At 66.7% G+C, this 19,451-nt stretch carries 19 protein-coding genes and 1 riboswitch; of the genes, 7 read left to right on the top strand and 12 right to left on the bottom strand.

From position 1 onward, the window contains the following. Positions 1-55: 55 nt before the first annotated feature. From QFZ30_RS05330 to hemE, 7 genes are all read right to left on the bottom strand, one after another. Positions 56-967 carry a uroporphyrinogen-III synthase gene (locus QFZ30_RS05330; RefSeq protein ID WP_307074163.1) on the bottom strand — a complete coding sequence of 304 codons (912 nt, stop codon included), beginning with the start codon at positions 965-967 and terminating at the stop codon, positions 56-58. Between the two features lie 36 nt (positions 968-1,003). Then, positions 1,004-2,002: a hydroxymethylbilane synthase gene (hemC, locus tag QFZ30_RS05325; RefSeq protein WP_307074161.1), complete on the bottom strand. Its 999-nt coding sequence runs from the start codon at positions 2,000-2,002 to the stop codon at positions 1,004-1,006. Further along, the gene (locus tag QFZ30_RS05320; protein ID WP_373462814.1) at positions 1,999-3,267 is read right to left on the bottom strand and encodes a ferrochelatase; all 1,269 of its coding nucleotides are present in this window, start codon (positions 3,265-3,267) and stop codon (positions 1,999-2,001) included. Before QFZ30_RS05320 ends, hemC begins: the two co-directional genes overlap by 4 nt. After that, positions 3,264-3,965 (bottom strand): hydrogen peroxide-dependent heme synthase, encoded by a 702-nt coding sequence (gene hemQ, locus QFZ30_RS05315; RefSeq protein ID WP_307074158.1) that lies wholly within the window; start codon positions 3,963-3,965, stop codon positions 3,264-3,266. Before hemQ ends, QFZ30_RS05320 begins: the two co-directional genes overlap by 4 nt. Positions 3,966-4,084: 119 nt before the next feature. Then, a complete protein-coding gene (locus QFZ30_RS05310) occupies positions 4,085-4,816 on the bottom strand; it encodes a hypothetical protein (protein WP_307074156.1) in 732 nt (243 codons plus the stop codon). A 101-nt stretch (positions 4,817-4,917) separates the two neighbouring features. After that, complete coding sequence (locus QFZ30_RS05305) at positions 4,918-6,390, bottom strand: protoporphyrinogen/coproporphyrinogen oxidase (RefSeq protein ID WP_307074154.1); 1,473 nt, start codon at positions 6,388-6,390, stop codon at positions 4,918-4,920. Between the two features lie 43 nt (positions 6,391-6,433). Beyond that, positions 6,434-7,540, bottom strand: a complete 1,107-nt coding sequence (hemE, locus tag QFZ30_RS05300; RefSeq protein ID WP_307074152.1) for a uroporphyrinogen decarboxylase — start codon at positions 7,538-7,540, stop codon at positions 6,434-6,436. 158 nt (positions 7,541-7,698) lie between these two features. Between hemE and QFZ30_RS05295 the strand changes: the two genes are divergently transcribed. Further along, entirely contained in the window at positions 7,699-9,012 is a 1,314-nt protein-coding gene (locus QFZ30_RS05295) for a glutamyl-tRNA reductase (RefSeq protein WP_307074150.1), read from the top strand. A 190-nt stretch (positions 9,013-9,202) separates the two neighbouring features. On the opposite strand, the gene moeB is transcribed toward QFZ30_RS05295, so the two are convergent. Next, positions 9,203-10,402 (bottom strand): molybdopterin-synthase adenylyltransferase MoeB, encoded by a 1,200-nt coding sequence (gene moeB, locus QFZ30_RS05290; RefSeq protein ID WP_307074148.1) that lies wholly within the window; start codon positions 10,400-10,402, stop codon positions 9,203-9,205. A gap of 84 nt (positions 10,403-10,486) precedes the next feature. On the opposite strand from moeB, the gene QFZ30_RS05285 reads away from it, so the two are divergent. Genes QFZ30_RS05285 through QFZ30_RS05275 form a run of 3 tightly spaced genes read left to right on the top strand, consistent with a single transcriptional unit; the run spans position 10,487 to position 11,788 of the window. After that, entirely contained in the window at positions 10,487-11,152 is a 666-nt protein-coding gene (locus QFZ30_RS05285; protein WP_307080056.1) for a TetR/AcrR family transcriptional regulator, read from the top strand. A 52-nt stretch (positions 11,153-11,204) separates the two neighbouring features. Further along, positions 11,205-11,429 carry a DUF3107 domain-containing protein gene (locus tag QFZ30_RS05280; protein ID WP_307074146.1) on the top strand — a complete coding sequence of 75 codons (225 nt, stop codon included), beginning with the start codon at positions 11,205-11,207 and terminating at the stop codon, positions 11,427-11,429. A 56-nt stretch (positions 11,430-11,485) separates the two neighbouring features. Continuing rightward, the gene (locus QFZ30_RS05275; RefSeq protein WP_307074144.1) at positions 11,486-11,788 is read left to right on the top strand and encodes a hypothetical protein; all 303 of its coding nucleotides are present in this window, start codon (positions 11,486-11,488) and stop codon (positions 11,786-11,788) included. 40 nt (positions 11,789-11,828) lie between these two features. On the opposite strand, the gene QFZ30_RS05270 is transcribed toward QFZ30_RS05275, so the two are convergent. The 4 genes from QFZ30_RS05270 to thiO all read right to left on the bottom strand — a co-directional run bounded on the left by QFZ30_RS05270 (position 11,829) and on the right by thiO (position 14,892). Continuing rightward, a complete protein-coding gene (locus tag QFZ30_RS05270; RefSeq protein ID WP_307074142.1) occupies positions 11,829-12,494 on the bottom strand; it encodes a 4a-hydroxytetrahydrobiopterin dehydratase in 666 nt (221 codons plus the stop codon). Positions 12,495-12,555: 61 nt separating this feature from the next. Next, on the bottom strand, positions 12,556-13,371 hold the full coding sequence (locus QFZ30_RS05265) for a thiazole synthase (RefSeq protein ID WP_307074140.1): 816 nt from the start codon (positions 13,369-13,371) through the stop codon (positions 12,556-12,558). Positions 13,372-13,375: 4 nt separating this feature from the next. After that, positions 13,376-13,612 (bottom strand): sulfur carrier protein ThiS, encoded by a 237-nt coding sequence (gene thiS / locus QFZ30_RS05260; protein WP_307074138.1) that lies wholly within the window; start codon positions 13,610-13,612, stop codon positions 13,376-13,378. After that, positions 13,609-14,892, bottom strand: coding sequence for a glycine oxidase ThiO (thiO, locus tag QFZ30_RS05255; protein WP_307074136.1), 1,284 nt, complete (start codon positions 14,890-14,892; stop codon positions 13,609-13,611). The genes thiS and thiO overlap by 4 nt, the downstream gene beginning before the upstream one ends. Then, a riboswitch (TPP riboswitch) is annotated at positions 14,885-15,004 on the bottom strand. It overlaps the preceding gene by 8 nt. A gap of 27 nt (positions 15,005-15,031) precedes the next feature. On the opposite strand from thiO, the gene thiE reads away from it, so the two are divergent. The 3 genes from thiE to QFZ30_RS05240 all read left to right on the top strand — a co-directional run bounded on the left by thiE (position 15,032) and on the right by QFZ30_RS05240 (position 19,451). Further along, entirely contained in the window at positions 15,032-15,808 is a 777-nt protein-coding gene (gene thiE / locus QFZ30_RS05250; protein ID WP_307074134.1) for a thiamine phosphate synthase, read from the top strand. 78 nt (positions 15,809-15,886) lie between these two features. Then, on the top strand, positions 15,887-17,422 hold the full coding sequence (locus QFZ30_RS05245) for an RNB domain-containing ribonuclease (protein WP_307074133.1): 1,536 nt from the start codon (positions 15,887-15,889) through the stop codon (positions 17,420-17,422). 316 nt (positions 17,423-17,738) lie between these two features. Beyond that, on the top strand, positions 17,739-19,451 hold the full coding sequence (locus tag QFZ30_RS05240; protein WP_307074131.1) for a DEAD/DEAH box helicase: 1,713 nt from the start codon (positions 17,739-17,741) through the stop codon (positions 19,449-19,451).

Below are 19,451 nucleotides of genomic sequence, written 5' to 3'. Positions count from 1 at the left end.
ATCTGTCCTTCACGTCGTTTCAGTGTGCGTTGGGAGTCCTGCGCTGCGGCCCGGATCAGGGCGGCGCTTTGCGGGAGTTCAAGGCTTCGGAAATGGCGATGACCAGCCCTTCCGGCGTGGGCCTTGCCGCAACGGCCGCCACCTCAAGGCCAAGTGCGGCAGCCTCGTCCGCCGTCGACCGCCCGATGGCCACAAAGCGGCAGCCGCCCAGGGGCGAAAGCGCGCCGTGGATGCGCCGTACGGCGCTTGGTGACGCGGCGACGACGGCGTGCAGCCGGCCGGCTGCCACCTCCGCCCGGGCGCCTTCCGGACTCAGCAGCTTGTACGACGGCGGGGCCGGGGGACGTCCTGACTTCCCGGGCGGTACGTCCACCGGCGGATTGAGGGGCAGCCTGCGTTCCTCGTCCGCCGGATAGTCCACGGTCCGGTACGCCGGGACGACCGTCACGGCTGCCCCGGCGGCAGCCAGTCCCTCCGCCAGCCGAGGGGCGGCGATGTCGGCCTGCGGCAGGAGCACTTTTCCTGCATTCTCCGGCCAGACGGCCAGCAGGCCGGCGGCGGACTGCGAATCTTCGGGTGTCAGCGCCACGGCAACGCCGTCCGCTTCAAGCAGGCTGCGGGAGGCGGGTCCGATGGCGGCCACGCGGGTTGAGGCCGGCATCCAGCCGCCAAGGGTGAGGCCCCGTTCGGCCGCCTTGTCCCTGAGGACATGCACAGTGGTGGCGCTGCTGACCACCAGCCAGTCAAAGGCGCCCGCGCCCAGCGCGTCGCAGGCCACGTCAAGGGAATGCTGGTCCGGGGCGCGCTCAAAATCAATGAGCGGAAGCAACAGGGCTTCTGCACCGGCCTGTTCCAGGGCCGCGAGCAGAGTCAGTGACCGTTCGGGGCTGCGGGTGATCAGGACACGTGCATGTGCCAGCGGACGATGTTGCGGCTGGCGCCCTTCGATGCTGTCCTGGCCTGCCATCTCAAGCCGCCCGGGGCCGCGTACGCACGGCCCGGATCAGGAGGCCTGGAGGTCTGCGATGTCGGCGGCGCCGCCGGCAAGGAGGACCTCGGCCAGTTCAATGCCAAGCAGCGTGGCGCCTACCTCGGTCAGTCCGTCTGTAGCACGCTTGTCGCGGACCGAAGCCGTCCCATCCACAGCACAGACCACGGCTTCGAGGTGCAACATGCTGCCCTTGCGGTACGCATAGGCGCCCACCGGCGCGGCGCAGCCGGCTTCGAGCCGGGCAAGGAGCGCGCGCTCGGCGGTGACGGCAAGCCTGGTGTCCGGATCGTCCAGCGCCGCGAGGGCCTGGGCAAGGACGCCCTGGGAGCCTTCGGTTGAACCTGCCTTGCGGGGCGCGTCGGCGGTCCGGCATTCAATGGCCAGCGAGCCCTGTCCGGCAGCCGGGAGCATCACATCCGTTTCGAGGAACTCACTGACAGCGTCCAACCTGCTGATCCGCTCAAGCCCCGCCGCGGCCAGGACAACGGCGTCAAGGTCGCAGGATTTGCCCGGCACAACCTGGTCCGTGGTGTTCCCCGGCAGCCCGGGAACCCGGCCCAGCCGGGTGTCCACGTTGCCGCGGATATCGATGATCTGCAGGTCCGGCCGGGCCGCACGGAGTTGTGCCGCACGGCGGGGCGAACCTGTTCCCACGGTGGCGCCCGAAGGCAGGTCTGACAGCTTCAGGCCGTCGCGTGAGCAGAGGACATCACGCACATCGACCCGGCGTGGCGTGGCTGCCAGCGTCAGTCCAACGGGCGCGCCGGTGGGCAGGTCCTTGAGCGAGTGGACCGCGACATCGCACTCGTTCCGCAGCAGGGCGTCACGGAGCGCGGTCACAAATACCCCCGTGCCACCCATCTGGGACAGCGAACCTTTGAGGATGTCGCCGTCGGTGCGGATGCGCACCAGTTCAACCGCGAAACCTCCGACGGCGGCCAGCCGGTCAGCAGTCTGCTGTGTCTGCGTCAGGGCGAGCTTGCTTGCCCTGGTTCCGATCCGGACGGTCACTGGATGCCTGCTCCCCCGGCCAGGCCTGCCGTGGCAGCCGGGTACGCGTCGTGTCCGGTACCAACGGTGGTGTCAGCGCCGGCGATGGTCGGCTTCTCACCGCGGAAGTTGGCGCAGCACCCAGGCTGGCAGACGTCATACCAGGGACCCAGCTTGGTCATGGCCGGGCGGTCGCTGATGTTGTTGGACAGCGTCCGTTCCGAGATGAGGTCCACCAGCCCGCTCACGAAGGTGCGGTGCGTGCCGGGGGTGGGTACGCGGATGGCGGCAAGGCCCAGCTTGCTGCAGGTCTCCAGGGCTTCGGTGTCCAAATCCCAGACAACCTCCATGTGGTCGCTGACGAATCCCAGCGGCACAATGACGATTCCCTTGACACCTGTCCCAGCCAGTTCCTCGATGGCATCGTTGATGTCCGGCTCCAGCCACGGGACGTGCGGGGCGCCGGAGCGGGACTGGTACACCAGGGACCACGGTGCGGTCTGGCCTGATTCGGCCTCAACCCGGCTCATGACTGCCGCGCCCGTCGCAAGGTGCTGGGCGACGTACGCCGACCCTTCTTCGAAGTCGCGCGGCTCGGCCTCCGAGCGTCCGGCGGCCTCGGCGTCGCGGGTGGGGATGGAATGCGTGGCGAACAGGATGTGCATGGGGGCGTCCGGGCTGCCGGCAGCGGCCAGCTGGGCACGGACCTCGGCCAGGCCGGCAGCCGTTCCTTCGATAAACGGCTCCACGAAGCCAGGGTGGTCGAAATACTGGCGTACCTTGTCCACCTCAAGCCGGCCGTCCAGTCCGGTTTCGGTCAGCGCCATGCCGATGTCCTCGCGGTACTGGCGGCAGCTGGAGTAACAGGAGTAGGCGCTCGTGGTGATCATGAGCAGCTTGCGGTGTCCGGCGTCGTACGCTTCCTGCAGAGTCTGCGGGATGTAGGGGGCCCAGTTGCGGTTGCCCCAGAGCACAGGAAGCACAATGCCGCGGGCGGCGAGCTCCGCTTCCAGGGCGGCCTTGAGCTCGCGGTTCTGCTGGTTGATGGGGCTGATGCCGCCGTTGGCGCGGTAGTGGTGCGAAACCTCTTCGAGCCGCTCATCCGGGATGCCGCGGCCCCGCGTGACGTTACGGAGGAACGGGATGACGTCCTCTTGGCCCTCGGGCCCGCCGAAGGAGGCGAGCAGGACGGCATCGTAGTCTTTGGGCGCCATCCGTCCGGCTTCGGTAACGGGATTCACCGTGGTCCCGGCGGCCGCCGTTGTCCGGGGATCCAGCGGGCTCACGCGAGGACCTCGGCAATCTCCGCTGCTGCGATGCGGCGGCCGGTGTAGAACGGGATTTCCTCCCGCACGTGGTTGCGGGCCTCGGTGGAACGGAGGTGCCGCATCAGGTCAACGAGGTCAACCAGGTCGGGAGCTTCCAGGCCCAGGATCCATTCCCAGTCCCCCAGCGCGAAGGAGGACACCGTGTTGGAGATGACCTGCGGGAACTCGCGGCCCAGCATTCCGTGGTCGCGAAGCATCTTGCCGCGCTCGGCCTCGGGCAGGAGGTACCACTCGTAGGAGCGAACAAACGGGTAGACGCAGAGCCATTCGGCCGGTTCGACACCGCGTGAATAGGCGGGCGTGTGGTTCTTGGCGAACTCGGCCTCGCGGTGCACGCCCATGGCGGACCAGACAATTTCCGTCCCCGCGAAGAGCTTGCTGCGGCGGATATCGCGGATGGCCTGCTGCAAGGCTTCGGGCTTAGCGCCATGGAGCCACACCATAACGTCGGCGTCGGCGCGCATGGCCGAGACGTCATAGCTTCCGCGGTGGGTCACACCGGCCTCGGCCAAGCGGGACAGCAGCGCATCGAAGTCTTCGGCAGCATCGCCGCTGCGCAACACGTCAGCAGACCGCTTGAAAACAGTCCAGAGGGTGAAAAACTGCTCGGCTGATTCATCGGTTTTAGTGACAGATTCGGCAGAAGTGTGGCTCATGCTTACCAGTTTGCCCCTTCCTCTGCGCCAAGTCGAAACTGATGACTTCTACATGGCGTAGAAGTGTTGTATTTCACAGATTCAGGTCCGGCCATCACGGGAAGGACGGTCCGCGCCGGCTAGATCCGTCGGATCCTGGCGAAGACAAGTCCCGCGGCTCCCGCTGTACCCAGCAGGCCCACTCCCAGCCATACTTTGGCTGCCTCCACCGCCGGCTGCGGCGCGGGAGCCATCCCCTGCCGGCTGACCGCCGGGGTTCCTGCGGCCTGGAGGCTGGCGCTGCGGGACGTGGATCCGGCCGTTGGAGCGGTTACGCCGGGCGTGGGTTCGTCGGTCGCACCGGACTCTGCCGCGGCAGGGCCTTGCTGGTCAGCGGGCTGCTGCTCGGAGCCTGTCTGGAGTCCGGAACCGGCCCCCTGAGGTGACGGCACTGTCCCCGAGGCAGCACCCTGCATCGTACCCGTGGGGACGGCCTGGGCGGCGTTGGTGCTGCTGGTGGCAGGCGGCTGGGAAACGGCGGTGGGAGCCGGGGCAACTGGCGATATGGGAGTCGGCGACGGGGAAACAGTGCCGGCAGGCGAGGAAGTGGTGGCGGTAGGTTTCGGCGAGGCCGGTTGGGTGCCGGAACCGAGCAACCCCTGCAGCAGTCCGTCCACTACTGCCAGCTCCCCAGTAGCGGTGACCTGGACTTCCGGCTCTCCGGAATCAGGACTGCCATCTGCTGCCTGTGACGCGGGAATCCCCGCCGAAAGGACCAGTACCGCCCCGACTGCGGCGGCTGCTGTGCCGCGTCGAATTCCCCCATGGATACCGGTCCGGGAACGTGAAAGTTCGGACCTGTAATCAACCATAGTTACCGACCCTAGCCACATCGGCGGGTGAAATGAAAGTCAGCGGCGGCACTGTCGGAGCATGTTTGAGGGGCTGGCAGCGCGCTGAACAAGGGCAACGCTCAGTTGAGAAGCCTGCGGATCTGGTCCCGCGTGTCGTCCACAACGGCCGCAAGTCCGTTCCCTGCCACCCATCCGCCCACCACGCTGAGGCTGCCCGCCTGGGTGCAGGTTCGTCGCACGTCTGCCACCCGGGCCTTGTGGCCCACGGCAGCGAAGGGCAGCGCCCCCTGCCATCTGACCACGTCCCAGCCGATGACGTCTTCCGACTCGACTGGCACGTCCAGCAGCGCCGAGGCGTCCCGCAGCGACGCGGCCAGCAGTTCATTGTCGGTGGAGGGTCCGCCGGTGCCGGACGGGGACCCGTCGACGCGCCCGTACGAGAGGCGAAGGACGTGCGTGCCCGGCCCCGCCGCGGCAGCGAGCCAATCCCACTTCCCGGTTGCATGGGTCAACGCTTTTGCCTCGATGCCTCGGGTCTGGGGGGCCACCAGGATTCCGGTGCCCCGTGGCCTGCGGTCCAGTTCCGGAACGTCCACCACGAGTGTGACGAGCCTGACATCGGGTCCGCCTTCCGGGCTTTTCCCGGCGAGTCCGGGCAGTGCCTCAGCCAGCAGCCCGACGGCGGCGGGGCCGTCGAGCGCCACCACTAGCAGACCGGCGTCGTACGTTTCATGTCCCGCTGTGACGCGCCAACCGGCCGCTGTCCGGGCGACCGCGTCCGCACGGCAGCCATGCAGCAGCGTTACGCCGCGGTCCCGGAGCACGCCCAGCAACGCGGAGATCAGAATATGCATGCCGCCTTCAAGGCCGGCGACGGCTGAGCCCGCCTTGGCAATCGACGGCGCGGCAGGTGGTGACGGCGCGGCCGACGGCGGAGCTTCAGCCGGCGGCGGAGTGACGGGGCCGCGGCGTTGGGCGGCGACGGCGGCGGCCAGCGAGCCATGCAGGCGGAGTCCCGCCCGAAGCCCGGGCGCCACCATGTCCACGTCGAGGAGGCCTGGATCGGCGGAGTGCACTCCCCCCACCACCGGAGCCACGAGTCGGTCCAGCACGCGGCGGCCCATCCGTGCGCGCACCAGCGATGACACGCTGGTGACGTCGGCCGAAGTCCCAAGGGATGCGGGCAGGTATTTGTCCAGAGACGCCCGAAGCGAGCCGAGGAAACCCAGTGAACGCCGCACCTCCGGGTCCCAGGGGTTGGCGGGAATACCCAGGACGCCGGTTTTGGGCAGTTCGCGGGGACCGTCCGGAAGCTGGACCCAGGCCCCTCCCGGCCGGGGGGCAACGATTTTTTCGGCCAGTCCCAGTTCGGCGGCAAGGTCTGCCACCGCTGAGGAGCGGGTGGCAAAGGACTCAGCGCCGCTGTCGAGCGTGAGGCCGGCCACCACGTGGCTGCCGACACAACCGCCCCAAGTGTCGCTGGCTTCGAGGACTGTCACGGCGTACCCGGCCATGGACAAGTCCCGTGCGGCCAGCAGGCCTGAAATCCCACCCCCCGCCACGAGTGCAGTCTTGGCCGGTGAATCACCCACGTCAGCGCCTCGTCCCGTTCTCTCAGGCGAGTTGTCCACGGGCCTACTCCGGGGAAATGGAGTGGATGAGTTCAACAACCCGGGTCAGGACGGCGGGATCTGTTTCTGGCGGCACACCGTGGCCGAGGTTCAGCACATGCCCGGGCGCTGTGGAACCGGCCGCGATCACTTCACGGACATGGGTTTCCAAGACCTCCCAGGGGGCGGACAGCAGTGCGGGATCGATGTTTCCCTGAAGGGGCACGGTGCCGCCAAGACGGCGGTTCGCCTCATCCAGCGGAAGGCGGTAATCCACCCCCACCACATCCACGCCCACGTCGCGCATGGCCACCAGCAATTCCGAGGTTCCGGTGCCGAAGTGGACCAGCGGCGCACCGAGGTGCCGGACGTGGTCCAGTGCCCGCGCAGAGGCGGGCGCCACGTACTTGGTGTAGTCGGCCAGCCCCAGCGAACCGGCCCAGGAATCAAACAGCTGCCCCGCGGAGGCGCCGGCTTCCAACTGGGCGCGGAGGAAAAGTCCGGAGGCGTCGGCAGCCCAGTTGGCCAGAGCCGTCCAGGTGTCCGGATCTGCGTGCATCATGGTGCGCGGCCCCAGGTGGTCGCGGGACGGCTTGCCTTCAACCATGTAGGCGGCCAGTGTGAACGGGGCTCCAGCGAAGCCGATGAGCGGGGTCTTGCCCAGTTCCGCCACGGTCAGGCGTACGGCTTCCCTGATGGGTTCCAACGCTTCCCATGTGAGCTGCGGCAAGGCGGCAACATCGGCCGCGGTGCGCACCGGCTTCTCCAGTACGGGGCCCACCCCCGGCACAATGTCCACACCGACGCCGGCGAGCTTCAGCGGAATCACAATGTCGGAGAAGAAGATGGCCGCATCGACGTCGTGCCGGCGCACCGGCTGCAGCGTGATCTCCGATGCCAGTTCGGGCCGGAGGCAGGAGTCCAGCATGGCCACGCCTTCACGTATCTTGAGGTACTCAGGCAGCGAACGCCCGGCCTGACGCATGAACCACACAGGACGGCGGGACGGCTTGCCGCCCCGGTACGCCGTGATCAGCGGAGAATCTGCGGTGCGGCCGTCCATCAACGGATGGCCTGCAGCAAGGGCACCGTCATTAGACACGGCATGAGGCACGGCAGGGCTAGGAGTCATGCCTTCGATTGTGCCCAAAATCGGCTGCAAAAGATAACGACAGTCTGTCATCTGGAGCACTTCCGCCGGTCCCGTGGCAGGGATCACATCGCCAGCCGGCCGGTCCAGGCCCGGCGGGTTGTTCTACCGAGCAACGAAAAAGCTATGATTGATCTGCTGTGGTTCTTTTTTCATTGGTGGCTACACACGCCGACATCGACCTTGAGACCGTTGCTCAACTGAGCAACGGTGCTTCCGGGGTCGCCACATCCGCACTCTCCGGATCGCCGGCAGTGACGGGTGCGGTGGTGCTTGCCACCTGCAACCGCTACGAAATCTACGGCGAAGCGCCCCATGCGGACGATGTGGAGGCAGCCCGCGCGGCACTGGTGGCCCAGATCAGCGATCTCAGCGGCCTCAACGAACAGTTGGTATCCCGGTCCTTCAGTACCCGGACCGGCTCCGAAGTCAGCCAGCATCTTTTTGCCGTCAGCGCCGGACTCGATTCCGCCGTGGTTGGCGAACGCGAAATCGCCGGCCAGGTTCGGCGGGCCCTCATCACGGCGCAGCACGAAGGCACGGCCAGCTCCGGCCTGGTCCGGCTGTTTCAGGCGGCTTCCAAAACCGCCAAGGACGTCGGTGCCCAGACTGCCCTCGGCTCCCGGGGGCTGTCCATTGTTTCGGTGGCCCTGGACCTGGCAACGGATCTGTCCGAGAACCGGGACTGGTCAGCCAAGAAAGTGGTGGTGTTCGGCACCGGAGCCTACGCCGGGGCCACCATGGCTCTGCTCCGTGAGCGTGGCTGCACGGACATCTCGGTTTTCTCGTCCTCGGGCCGTGCGGAGGGCTTTGTTGCCACCCGTGGCGGCACTGCGCTGGACAACGAATCCCTTCGGCCGGCCGTGGCCGCAGCCGACGTGATGATCGGCTGCAGCGGTTCGGACACCCGGGTGGAGGCCGATGAGCTGGCAGAGGTCCGATCAGGGTCCACGCAGCCCCTGATCGCCATCGACCTCGCACTCACCCATGATTTTGACCCGGAGGTCGGAGAGCTCGACGGCGTTGAGTTGCTCACGCTGGAATCCGTGCGTTTGGCCGCGCCCCAGGAGCAGGCCGAATCCCTGGCCCAGGCCAGCGGGATCGTTTCCGGCGCGGCCCGGGCCTTCGAGCAGGAGCGGGAGGCCCGCTCCGTGGATTCAGCCATTGTTGCCCTGCGCCGGCACACCATGAATGTCCTCGACACGGAGATGGAAAAGGTGCGCGCCCGGCACGGCTGCACCGCCGCCGCGGAGGAGGTGGAGTTCGCCCTCCGCCGGATGGTGAAGCAGTTGCTGCACGTCCCTACGGTGCGGGCACGCGAACTTGCCTCAAACGGCCAGCAGGACGATTACGTGGCCGCCCTGGAAACCCTTTACGGCATTACAGTGGAGCAGCCTGCCGCGGCCGCGCAAGCCGAGTGCCCAGTGGACCGTCGGGGCCTCGAAACCGCCTGACCGGCGTCGACGCTCTCTCACTTCCTGCGGCTTCCCCAGCAACGCTCTCTCACTTCCTGCGGCTTCCCCAGCAACGCTCTCTCACTTCCTGCGGCTTCCCCAGCAACGCTTTCTCACTTCCTTCGCGGAAGTGAGAGAGCATCGTTGAAATAGGGGCAATAAGTGAGAGAGCGTCGTTGATGGGCTCAGGTTAGTACACGGGTTTGCCCGGCTCCACGTCCCTGACCCAGGCGAGGATACCGCCGTCGAGATGGCTGACCCGCTCGTATCCGGCCTTCCGGGCGGCCTCCAGGACATTGGCTGACCGGGTCCCGGCCTTGCAGTGGAACACGATGTCCCTGTCCTGGGGAAGCTCAGCCCAGGCCTCCCCCGCCAGGATCCTTCCCTGCGGGATCAGCACGGATCCGTCGATGCTCACAATGTCGTGCTCACCAGACTCGCGGACATCCACCAGGTCAAAATCCTTCAGCCCTGCCTTCCGTGACGCCAGCATTGTGGCCAGTTGGGTAGCCGTCACTGTGTGTTCGGTGTCCGCGGACGCGGCGGGGGCAATGCCGCAGAAGGCGTCGTAATCCGTCAGCTCAGTGATGGGTTCCGCGGCCGGGTCCTTGGACACCCGGATCTCGCGCCAGCTTCCGCCCAGGGCATCGAAGAGTGCCACCCGGCCCAGGAGTGAACGCCCGACGCCGGTGATCAGCTTGACCGCTTCCGTCACCATGAGTGAGCCAACAGCCGCGCATAGCATCCCGAACACGCCGCCCTCTCCACAGGAGGGGACGGATCCGGCCGGCGGAGCCTCCGGATAAAGATCGCGGTAGGTGGGTCCATGCTTTTCCCAGAAGACACTGACCTGGCCGTCAAAGCGGAAGATCGAACCCCAGACGTAGGGCTTGCCCAGGATGGCTGCGGCGTCGTTCACCAGGTAGCGTGTCGCAAAGTTGTCCGCACCGTCCAGGATGAGGTCGTAGTCGGCGAAAAGCTCCAGTGCGTTTGTTGCATCCAGCCGGACGTGGTGCAGCCGGACGTCCACCAAAGGATTCAGCCCGGCAATCGTGTTCCGGGCTGATTCGATCTTGGGCTGTCCCACATCCGCCACGCCGTGGATGACTTGGCGCTGCAGGTTGCTGAGGTCAACGGCGTCGTCGTCGATGATTCCCAGCGTGCCGACACCTGCGGCTGCGAGGTACAGCAGTGCGGGCGAGCCAAGTCCCCCGGCGCCGATCACCAGCACCTTGGCGTTCTTGAGCCGGCGCTGACCTACTGCGCCGATCTCGGGAATGATGAGGTGCCTTGAATAGCGTTCCACTTCCGCGGGCGTCAGATCAGCCGCAGGCTCCACCAACGGTTCAAGCGAAACGGAAGAAGCCTTAGCAGTGAATGTCGAAGCCATACTTCAATGTATGCCCCGAGATACCGCCCGGTCATATTACCGCGCAGTAAAGTGGAGGTAACTGCAATGGAAAGTAGGACAACTGTGGTCCATGAAGCACGGACTGACCGGGCGTCCATCGGCGAACCGGCCGCCCCGCAGCGCGCCGCCGGCCAGCGATCCGCCCGGCTTCCCCGCGACGAGCGCCGCGCGCAACTCCTCGCAGCCGCGCAGGAGGTGTTTGTGGCCAATGGCTACCACGGCGCAGCGATGGATGAGATCGCCGAAACGGCGCATGTCAGCAAACCTGTGCTCTACCAGCACTTTCCCTCCAAACGCGAACTGTATCTGGCCTTGCTGGACAGCCACCTGACGTCTCTCACGGAGCTCATGCTGGGTGCCCTCAGCTCCACCACGGACAACGATGAACGCGTTCAGGCCGTAATGCGGGCGTACTACCGGTTCATTGCCAGCGATGACCAGGCGCACCGTCTGGTCTTCGAATCGGACCTTATCAACGATCCCGATGTCAGCTCCCGCCTGGAGACCTTCAACAAGACTTTCGCGGACGCCGTCGCCCGGGTGATCGCCGAGGACACCAAACTGCCGCCCATGGAGGCGCAGCTGCTCGGGCGGGGACTGGCCGGAATGGCACAGGTCAGCGCGCGCTACTGGCTGGAAACGGACGGAAACCTAGACCTCGACGTGGCCAGCGACCTGATCTACCGTTTAGCTTGGCGCGGAATCTCTCGCTTCCCCAAGGAAACCTAGACTACAAATAAGAGAACACCCTGAAACTTTTGATTGGCTGGGAGGCCCCGCTTTGGAAATTAAGATCGGCGTACAGAACATTGGCCGCGAAATTGTGCTGGAATCGGCGCAGGATGCTGACACCGTTGCCAAAGTTGTCGAGGATGCCATCACCAATGGCAGCGAGCTGCGCCTGAAAGATGACAAGGGGCGCGTGATCATCGTTCCCGGCAACGCCCTGGGCTACGTGGAAATCGGCGCCGAAGAAGCGCGCCGGGTAGGTTTCGGCCAGTTCTAGCACACCGCCGCGGCTGACCGCATTGCCGGGCATCAGTTGCATTCCGAGGAGATTCCATGCTTTCGCTGACCATCGTTGTCCTGGTGACCGCCGCCGCAGGCTTTATCGTCTGGGCCAATGACAAGCGCCACGCCAAATACGGCATGGGGCTGCCCGCAGGTGTTGCCGTTGCCGTGGGCGCCTTCAGCTGGATCATTTTTATGGCTGCAGGCTTTGGTTACCAGCCCGGCCTGACGTGGATTCCGTGGATCCTGCCGATGGCCCTGGGCGCCGCAGCTGCGGTAGGGGCGGTGATCTACATCGGCCGGACCCGTGCCCGCCACGACACCGCACGGCTGACGGCCGCGCTCAAGCTGTAAGGACCAGGCTCAAGCTGTAAGGATTAGGCCTGGCCTGGTTCTAGCCGCCAGGCTGGTAGCCTTCCTCCGTGCACAGGCAGAGACGGTTTTCCTGCGCATCCGTGACCACCACCCAGTCGGGTGCGTGGTCACGGTCCATTAAGGCTCCGGTGGCTTCCGTCTTCGCCAGGACAGGATCCGATTCGGCTTTGCTCCGGTGAATGTCCACATGGATCCGGCTGCTGTTGGGTGTCTGCGTTTCCTGGAACCACACCGACGGTCCGCGGCCGTAGGGGTCCACCAGATCGCCGCCCTGGCCCTTTTTGTATCCCAGGGCCACGCGCCACACCTCGGAGATCTCCCCGGCGTCGGGGGTGTCGATCGCCAGTTCCACGGTCCGGTACAGTCCTGGTTCAGCCGTGGCCCCGGCGTCCGAAGCAGCGGCGCTCACGGCTGCCGCCGCCGCGGTATCACGCTCTGTGACCTCGCCTCCTGCGTCGTGGGAGGTGAAGCGGATGAACACCCGGTTGTAGCGCCAGTCGAGGTCCGGATGATGGTTCTGCTCTTCCGCCAGACGCCCGACGGCGGCCATCAGCTCCAGCGCGGCGGCCGCCGTCGGCGCCTTAAAGACCGTGACCAGTCCGCCCAGGCGGTAGCGCCAGTCGGGCAGCGCGTTGAGGGCTTCGTCGATCCGGGTGCGGGTGAGAATGTCTTCCTTGCCGGCCATCGCTGACTCCTTGGCTCGTCCTGGATGAGCCCGGTCCCGGCCAACGGCACTGGGAGCCGGTCTAGAGGAACTCTGCCCGGCCTTCCATGGCCGATGACGCCAGGGCGTGCTCGCGGCGCGGTATCCGCCCGGCCGCCTTCGCCAGCCTACCGGCGATGACGGCGTGTTTGAAGGCCTCGCCCATCCGGGCCGGATTCTGCGCACGGGTCACGGCGGTTGCCAGCAGGACTGCGTCGCAGCCCAGTTCCATGGCAAGCGCTGCATCCGAGGCCGTGCCGATGCCGGCGTCCAGCACTACGGGAACCGAAGCCCGGGAAACGATCAGCTCGATGTTGTGCGGATTCAGGATCCCCAGGCCGGTCCCGATGGGCGCTCCCAGCGGCATCACGGCGGTGGCCCCAAGGTTCTCGAGCCGCAGGGCCAGGACGGGGTCGTCGTTGGTGTAGGCGAACACTTTGAACCCGCGGTTGACCAGCTGCTCCGTGGCGTCCACGAGTTCTACTGCGTCCGGGAGGAGGGTCTGCTCGTCGGCGATGACTTCAAGTTTGACCCAGTCGGTCTCCAGCGCTTCGCGGGCCAGTTCCGCCGTCGTGATGGCGTCCCGCGCGGTGAAGCAGCCGGCAGTGTTGGGCAGGACCCGGATGCCATGGTCCACCAGGAGCTGGAAAAGCGATCCTGTTTCGGCCGGCGAATACCGCCGCATGGCCACTGTGGTCAGCTCGGTTCCGGACGCGAGCAGGGCGGCACCCAGCCCGTCAAGGCTGGGCGCACCGCCGGTGCCCATGATGAGGCGGGACCCGAGCGTGACGCCGTCGATGACCAGGCTGTCCGCGTGCTCCGGCTGGTTCAGTGTGCTGATGCTGCTGGTTTCTGTCATGGTGTCAGCCTCCCTGGACTGCTGTGACCAGTTCCACGTCGTCACCCTCGGCGAGCGCCGTGACGTACCACCGGCTGCGGGGCACTACTTCGGAATTGTGCGCCACGGCCACGCCGAGTTTCTGCCCGTCCGTCGCCTGACCGTCGGCGGCGAGCGGGCGGCCGGTGATCTGGCTGACCAGGGCGGTGATGGAGGCGCCGTCGGCCACGGCATGCTGCGAACCGTTAAGGGTGATGTTCATGCTGATTCCTTATGTAGGTCAAAGGTGTCCTGATGCCTGCGGGAAAACCTGGCGGGGCTGAAGGCCCGCCAGCGGGCGTCCTCGCTGCCGTCCATCAGTGACCGGCAGACGGCGGCCGCTGCTGGAGTGAGCAGTACGCCGTGGCGGAAGAACCCGGTGGCGATGATCACCCCGGCCACGTGTTCCGGGCTTCCGGGGACCTGTACCCTGCCCAGCAGCGGGGCGTTGTCCGGGGTGCCTGGGCGTGCCCTGGCTGTGCTTTCCAGGAGTTCCAGCTCGGCGACGGCGGGCACCAGGACCTGGGCGTCCCGCAGCAGCCGGTAGACGCCGCCGGCGGAGACCGCCTCAGCCCCGGCTGCCGACGGCGCGTCCTCACGCTGGGTGGCCCCGATCACTACAGTGCCGTCCTGCCTCGGAACGATATACACCGGAACACCGTGGACCAGGCCGCGTACCGTGGACGTGACCAGCGGCCGGAGATGCTGTGGAACCGCCAGCCGGAGGATGTCCCCATAGACCGGGCGCAGCGGCAGCTTGAGCCCTTCCGGCAGGTCCTCCAGGGAAGCCGCCTGAAGCCCGTTGGCCACCACTGTTTCGCCGGCAAGCACCGTCCCGCCGCCCGCGAGCCGCACACCGCTCACCCGGCCGTCGTGCCACAAAAGGGACGTTGCCCGGTCTGCGACGGCGAACCCTTCGTGGGCACCGTCGACGGCGGTTCCCGAACCACCCTGCTGGGCAGCCAATGCAAGCCGCAGGCACGCCACGAGCCTCCGCGGGTCCACCTGATGATCGGAGGGGATGTCCAGGGCACACGAGACAGCCGGGCTGAGGAGGGCCTCCCTGCTCCTGGCCTCGCGAACGGTGAGGGGTTCTACCGGCAGGCCATTGGCCTGCTGCACTGTCCGCAGGTCCATGAGTGCCCTGCGGTCCGCGGCGTCCGCGCCGACGGCGATGGTCGTCGTCGTCAGGTAGCCGGGATCCCGGCCCGCTGCCTCAGCAAGGTCCGCTGCGAAGGCCGGCCACTGGCCGGAGGACTCGAGCATGAGCTCCAGGAGGTCTTCCTCCTGGTAGTGCAGCTCGCTGACAGGGGCGAGCATGCCGGCGGCTGCCCAGCTGGCGCCGGAGCCTGGCGCGTCATCGATCAGGACCACGGAACGCCCGGAGCGCTTGGCTTCCCATGCGATGCCGTGGCCGATGACTCCGCCGCCGACCACTGCCACGTCGGCGCGCAGCGCCTTTGGAAGGCTGCCGGACGGGGCCCTGCCGGATGGGGGGATCATGGGTTTCCTTCCCTACGCCGGTACTAGCCGGATCAGGTCAAGCGGTCGGCTCTGACGCCCTCTCAGCCCGGCCGCTTTATGACAGCTGCCACGGGCTCCCGCAGTACCAGCCCAGTTTAGAGGAACTAGGCTGGTTTCCATGAACCCCGCCCTTTCCGCCAGCACAGCCCTTTCCACGAGCACAGCCCCTTCCGCCGGCCCTGACGCCACCGGCAGCGGTGCGCCCAGCGGGTCGGTCAGCAGTGCACGGCTGTACCTGTGCACCGACGCCCGTCGGGACCGCGGCGACTTCGCCGACTTCGTGGATGCGGCGTTTGCCGGCGGTGTGGACATCATCCAGCTCCGGGACAAGGCCATCGAAGCGGCGGAGGAACTGGAACTTCTGGAGGTCCTGAAGGCTGCTGCCGCGCGCCATGGCCGGCTGTGGGCGGTCAACGACCGTGCTGATATTGCCGTCCTTTCCGGAGCCCCGGTGTTCCATATCGGGCAAAAGGACCTTCCTTTGGCGTCAGCACGCACGCTGATCGGCAGGACGGGCCAGATCGGATTGTCCACCCACTCCACGGGGCAGATCGACGGCGCCATCACAGCCTCCGCCGCCGCAGCCGGTACCGACGGCGGTCTGGACTATTTCTGTGTGGGCCCCGTTTGGGCCACCCCCACCAAGCCCGGCAGGGCCGCCGTCGGCCTTGACCTGGTGAAGTATGCGGCCCGGGCCGTCCGCGAAGCCGGCGCCGGCACGGCCGCAGGCACGGTCCCCTGGTTCGCCATCGGCGGTATCGGTCTGGACAACATTGAACAGGTAGCGCAAGCCGGAGCCGACAGGGTGGTGGTGGTCCGGGCCATCACGGAGGCCCCGGACCCCGCAGCGGCGGCCGCGGCCCTGCTTGCCGCGCTGGACGCAGCCGCGTCCTGAAGCTCCCGGACGAGCCCCGCGCTACTGCAGGGGCCGATGCCCTGCACTATCGGAGGAATTCGGGCTAACCTGATTTTCGTGTCACATCATCGCCTGTCTCCTAACGTCCATGAGCAGACAAACGCCCTCGCGGAGGCGCTGAGCGCTCTGCGAACCGAGCTGGAGCTGCCGGGTCCGTACCCTGTGGAAGCGGTCCGGGATGCCGAGGCCGCCGTGGCTTCACTGCAGCTGCCGGCCTCCGATATGACTGACGTTGAGTTCCTTACCATTGATCCGGAGTCCTCCACGGACCTGGACCAGGCCCTGTTCATCGAGCGCGCAGCCGGAGGCTACCGGGTCCTTTATGCCATCGCGGACGTTCCGTCCTTCGTTGTTCCCGGCGGTGCGCTAGACACCGAGACCCGACGCCGCGGCCAGACGTTCTACGCTCCGGACGGCCGGATTCCGCTCCATCCCGAGGTCATCAGCGAGCAGGCCGGCAGCCTCCTCGCCGGGCAGCTGTGCTCCGCTTTTGTGTGGGAGTTCGACCTGGATGATGCCGCCCAGGTCACTTCCGTGGCTGTCCAGAGAGCCCGGATGCGCAGCCGCGCCAAGCTCAGCTACAAGAGCGTCCAGGCCGAGCTCGACGCCGGAACCGCCTCCCCGGTACTGCAGCTGCTGAAGGAAGTGGGACTCAAGCGCGTGGATCTGGAGCGTACGCGCGGCGGAGCCAGCCTGAACATGCCCGAACAGGAAATCGTCCAGCTTCCCGACGGCGGCTACCGGATTGCCGCGGCGCCACAGCTTCCAGTCGAGGACTGGAATGCCCAGATTTCATTGATGACCGGCATGGCAGCGGCCGAACTGATGCTGGAGGGCAAGGTGGGCATCCTGCGCACCATGCGGGCGCCCGACGAGCGCTCCCTGCTCCACTTCAGGCTACAGACAGAGGCCTTGGGCAGGCCCTGGGACGGCGAAATCAGCTACGGCGAATTCCTCCGCACCCTGGACCCGGTAGACCCGCGGCAGCTGGCAATCCTGCACTCGGCCGGCATGCTTTTCCGTGGCGCCAGCTACACGGCCTTTGACGGCAGCGTGCCGGATGACGCTGCGCAGGCCGCCATCGGCGCCGCGTATGCGCACACCACGGCTCCGCTGCGGCGGCTCATCGACCGCTTTGTGCTGGTGATCTGTGAGGCGCTCAGCAACGGCCGGCCTGTACCGGACTGGGCCAGGGACGCCCTACCCTCGCTGCCGGTGATCATGGCCGGATCCGACCAGCTGGCATCGCGGATGGAGCGCATGGCGCTGGACACCGTGGAGGCCGCCCTGCTGGTCAACCACATCGGGCAGGAATTCGATGCGATCGTGATCTCCGGGTCCAAGCCGCAGCGGGACAACGGCAGTGGCGACGGCAACGGCAATGGCGCCAACGGCACCGGAAGGAACGGGAACGGCAACGGCGCCAACGGCAGGAACGGAAATGGCAACGGCGCCTCCGGGATTATCCAGATTGCAGAGCCCGCCGTCACGGCGCGGTGCGTCGGCGACCTGGAATCCGGCACCAAGGTCCGCGTGCGGCTGATCTCCTCGAACATAGCCACACGGGAAGTGCACTTCGAGCTGGTCGTGTGAGCCTCTGGGTCTTGCCGTCGGTGGCTTGCCGTCTGGGCCGCGAAACGGGCCAAAGCCAGCTTTCCGGCTCCGTGCGGCTAGACTGAAGGAGTAGATATGGATGCCCGGTCGTTGATTTCCTTGATTTTGAATTCAACAAGCCCGCCCCTACGCGATCTTGAGATACACCCGTTGGTCACCAGTGCCAACATTTAGATAGCCCGCGATCGGCTTCCACTGGATTTGCTTGCGCGCCAGAGCGTGCTCCGGAACGGCCACATCGGCCGGTCCGTTGAGCAGGCAGCGCCAATGCCCAAATGAATAAGGAAACTCCCCTGTGAGTGAATTGCATACCCACCAGCTTCTGATTGACGATTCCGGCATCGAGACCATCGAGCCTGAAGAAACCATAATCTCGGATGAGAAGCCGCACGAAATCGAGGAGAAATCCTTCGCCGACTACAACGTCCGCGCCGATATCGTTGAGTCCCTGGCCGACGCCGGCATAACCCACCCGTTCCCCATCCAGGCCATGACGCTGCCCGTTGCCCTGTCCGGCCATGACATCATTGGCCAGGCCAAGACCGGTACCGGCAAGACGCTGGGCTTCGGCATTCCGGCCCTGCAGCGGGTCGTTGGCCCGGATGACGCCGGCTTCGACAAGCTCCCCGCTCCGGGCGCACCGCAGGCCCTGGTCATCGTTCCTACCCGCGAACTGGCGGTCCAGGTTGCCAATGATCTCCAGAACGCGGCCCGCAAGCGAAACGCCCGCATCACCACCATCTACGGCGGCCGCGCGTATGAGCCCCAGGTTGAGGCGCTGCAGAAGGGCGTCGAGGTTGTTGTCGGCACGCCGGGACGGCTGATCGACCTTTACAAGCAGAAGCACCTCGTCCTCAAAAACGTGAAGATGGTCATCCTGGACGAAGCCGACGAGATGCTGGACCTGGGCTTCCTGCCGGACGTTGAAACCCTGATTGCCGGCACTCCGGCCGTACGCCAGACGCTTCTGTTCTCGGCCACAATGCCCGGCCCCGTCGTCGCTATGGCCCGTCGCTACATGACCCAGCCCACGCACATCCGTGCGGCCGATCCGGATGACGAAGGCCTGACCAAGCGCGACATCCGCCAGCTCATCTACCGCGCCCACAGCATGGACAAGATCGAGGTTGTCTCCCGGATCCTGCAGGCCCGGGGACGCGGCCGCACCATCATCTTCACCAAGACCAAGCGCACCGCCGCCAAGGTTGCCGAGGAACTGGTGGACCGCGGCTTCGCTGCAGCTGCCATCCACGGCGACCTCGGCCAGGGAGCGCGCGAGCAGGCCCTTCGTGCCTTCCGCAACAACAAGGTGGACGTCCTTGTGGCCACCGACGTCGCCGCCCGCGGGATCGACGTGGACGACGTCACCCACGTCATCAACTACCAGTGCGTCGAGGACGAAAAAATCTACCTGCACCGTGTGGGGCGCACCGGCCGCGCGGGCAACAAGGGCACTGCCGTCACGTTTGTGGACTGGGACGACATGCCGCGCTGGGGCCTGATCAACAAGGCGCTGGGCCTGAGCGTTCCGGAGCCCGTCGAAACCTATTCCTCCTCGCCGCACCTCTTCGAGGACCTGGACATCCCGGAAGGCACGAAGGGCCGCCTGCCCCGTAACAAGCGGACGCTGGCCGGCGTTGACGCCGAGGTCCTTGAGGACCTGGGCGAAACCGGCAAAAAGAACACCCGTCCGGGCTCAAGGGACGGCGGACGTGACAGCGGCCGTGACAGCGCCCGCGGTGGCGGACGCGACGCCGGCCGATCCGGCAGCCGGCGCAGCGGCGGCGAGACAGGCGGACGCTCCGGTGACCGCCGTCGTCGTCCAGCCGATACTGAGGCCACGGCCGGAGCAACGGCTCCGGCGGCAGAATCCGTGGCGCCGCCAGCCGCCACAGAGGTGGACCGGGCCACCCGTGCCCGCCGCAGCCGGACCCGCACGCGCCGCCGCAACGGCGAGGTGGTGGCCGGAGGCGACAACGGCGCACAGCCGGGCAGCGCCGAGGCGTAA

It is taken from the genome of Arthrobacter pascens, from assembly GCF_030815585.1.
GTDB classification, from domain to species: Bacteria; Actinomycetota; Actinomycetes; order Actinomycetales; family Micrococcaceae; genus Arthrobacter; species Arthrobacter pascens_A.
The sequence above is the reverse complement of the archived record's forward strand: the minus strand, read 5'-3'. Positions and strand labels throughout refer to the sequence as shown.

Coding starts and splice junctions, on each gene's coding strand:
- thiE (WP_307074134.1), top strand. CDS start 15,032: ATGAACCCCGCCCTTTCCGCCAGCACAGCCCTTTCCACGAGCACAGCC.
- QFZ30_RS05310 (WP_307074156.1), bottom strand. CDS start 4,816: ATGGTTGATTACAGGTCCGAACTTTCACGTTCCCGGACCGGTATCCAT.
- QFZ30_RS05330 (WP_307074163.1), bottom strand. CDS start 967: ATGGCAGGCCAGGACAGCATCGAAGGGCGCCAGCCGCAACATCGTCCG.
- QFZ30_RS05265 (WP_307074140.1), bottom strand. CDS start 13,371: ATGACAGAAACCAGCAGCATCAGCACACTGAACCAGCCGGAGCACGCG.
- thiO (WP_307074136.1), bottom strand. CDS start 14,892: ATGATCCCCCCATCCGGCAGGGCCCCGTCCGGCAGCCTTCCAAAGGCG.
- hemE (WP_307074152.1), bottom strand. CDS start 7,540: ATGACTCCTAGCCCTGCCGTGCCTCATGCCGTGTCTAATGACGGTGCC.
- QFZ30_RS05275 (WP_307074144.1), top strand. CDS start 11,486: ATGCTTTCGCTGACCATCGTTGTCCTGGTGACCGCCGCCGCAGGCTTT.
- moeB (WP_307074148.1), bottom strand. CDS start 10,402: ATGGCTTCGACATTCACTGCTAAGGCTTCTTCCGTTTCGCTTGAACCG.
- thiS (WP_307074138.1), bottom strand. CDS start 13,612: ATGAACATCACCCTTAACGGTTCGCAGCATGCCGTGGCCGACGGCGCC.
- QFZ30_RS05270 (WP_307074142.1), bottom strand. CDS start 12,494: ATGGCCGGCAAGGAAGACATTCTCACCCGCACCCGGATCGACGAAGCC.
- hemQ (WP_307074158.1), bottom strand. CDS start 3,965: ATGAGCCACACTTCTGCCGAATCTGTCACTAAAACCGATGAATCAGCC.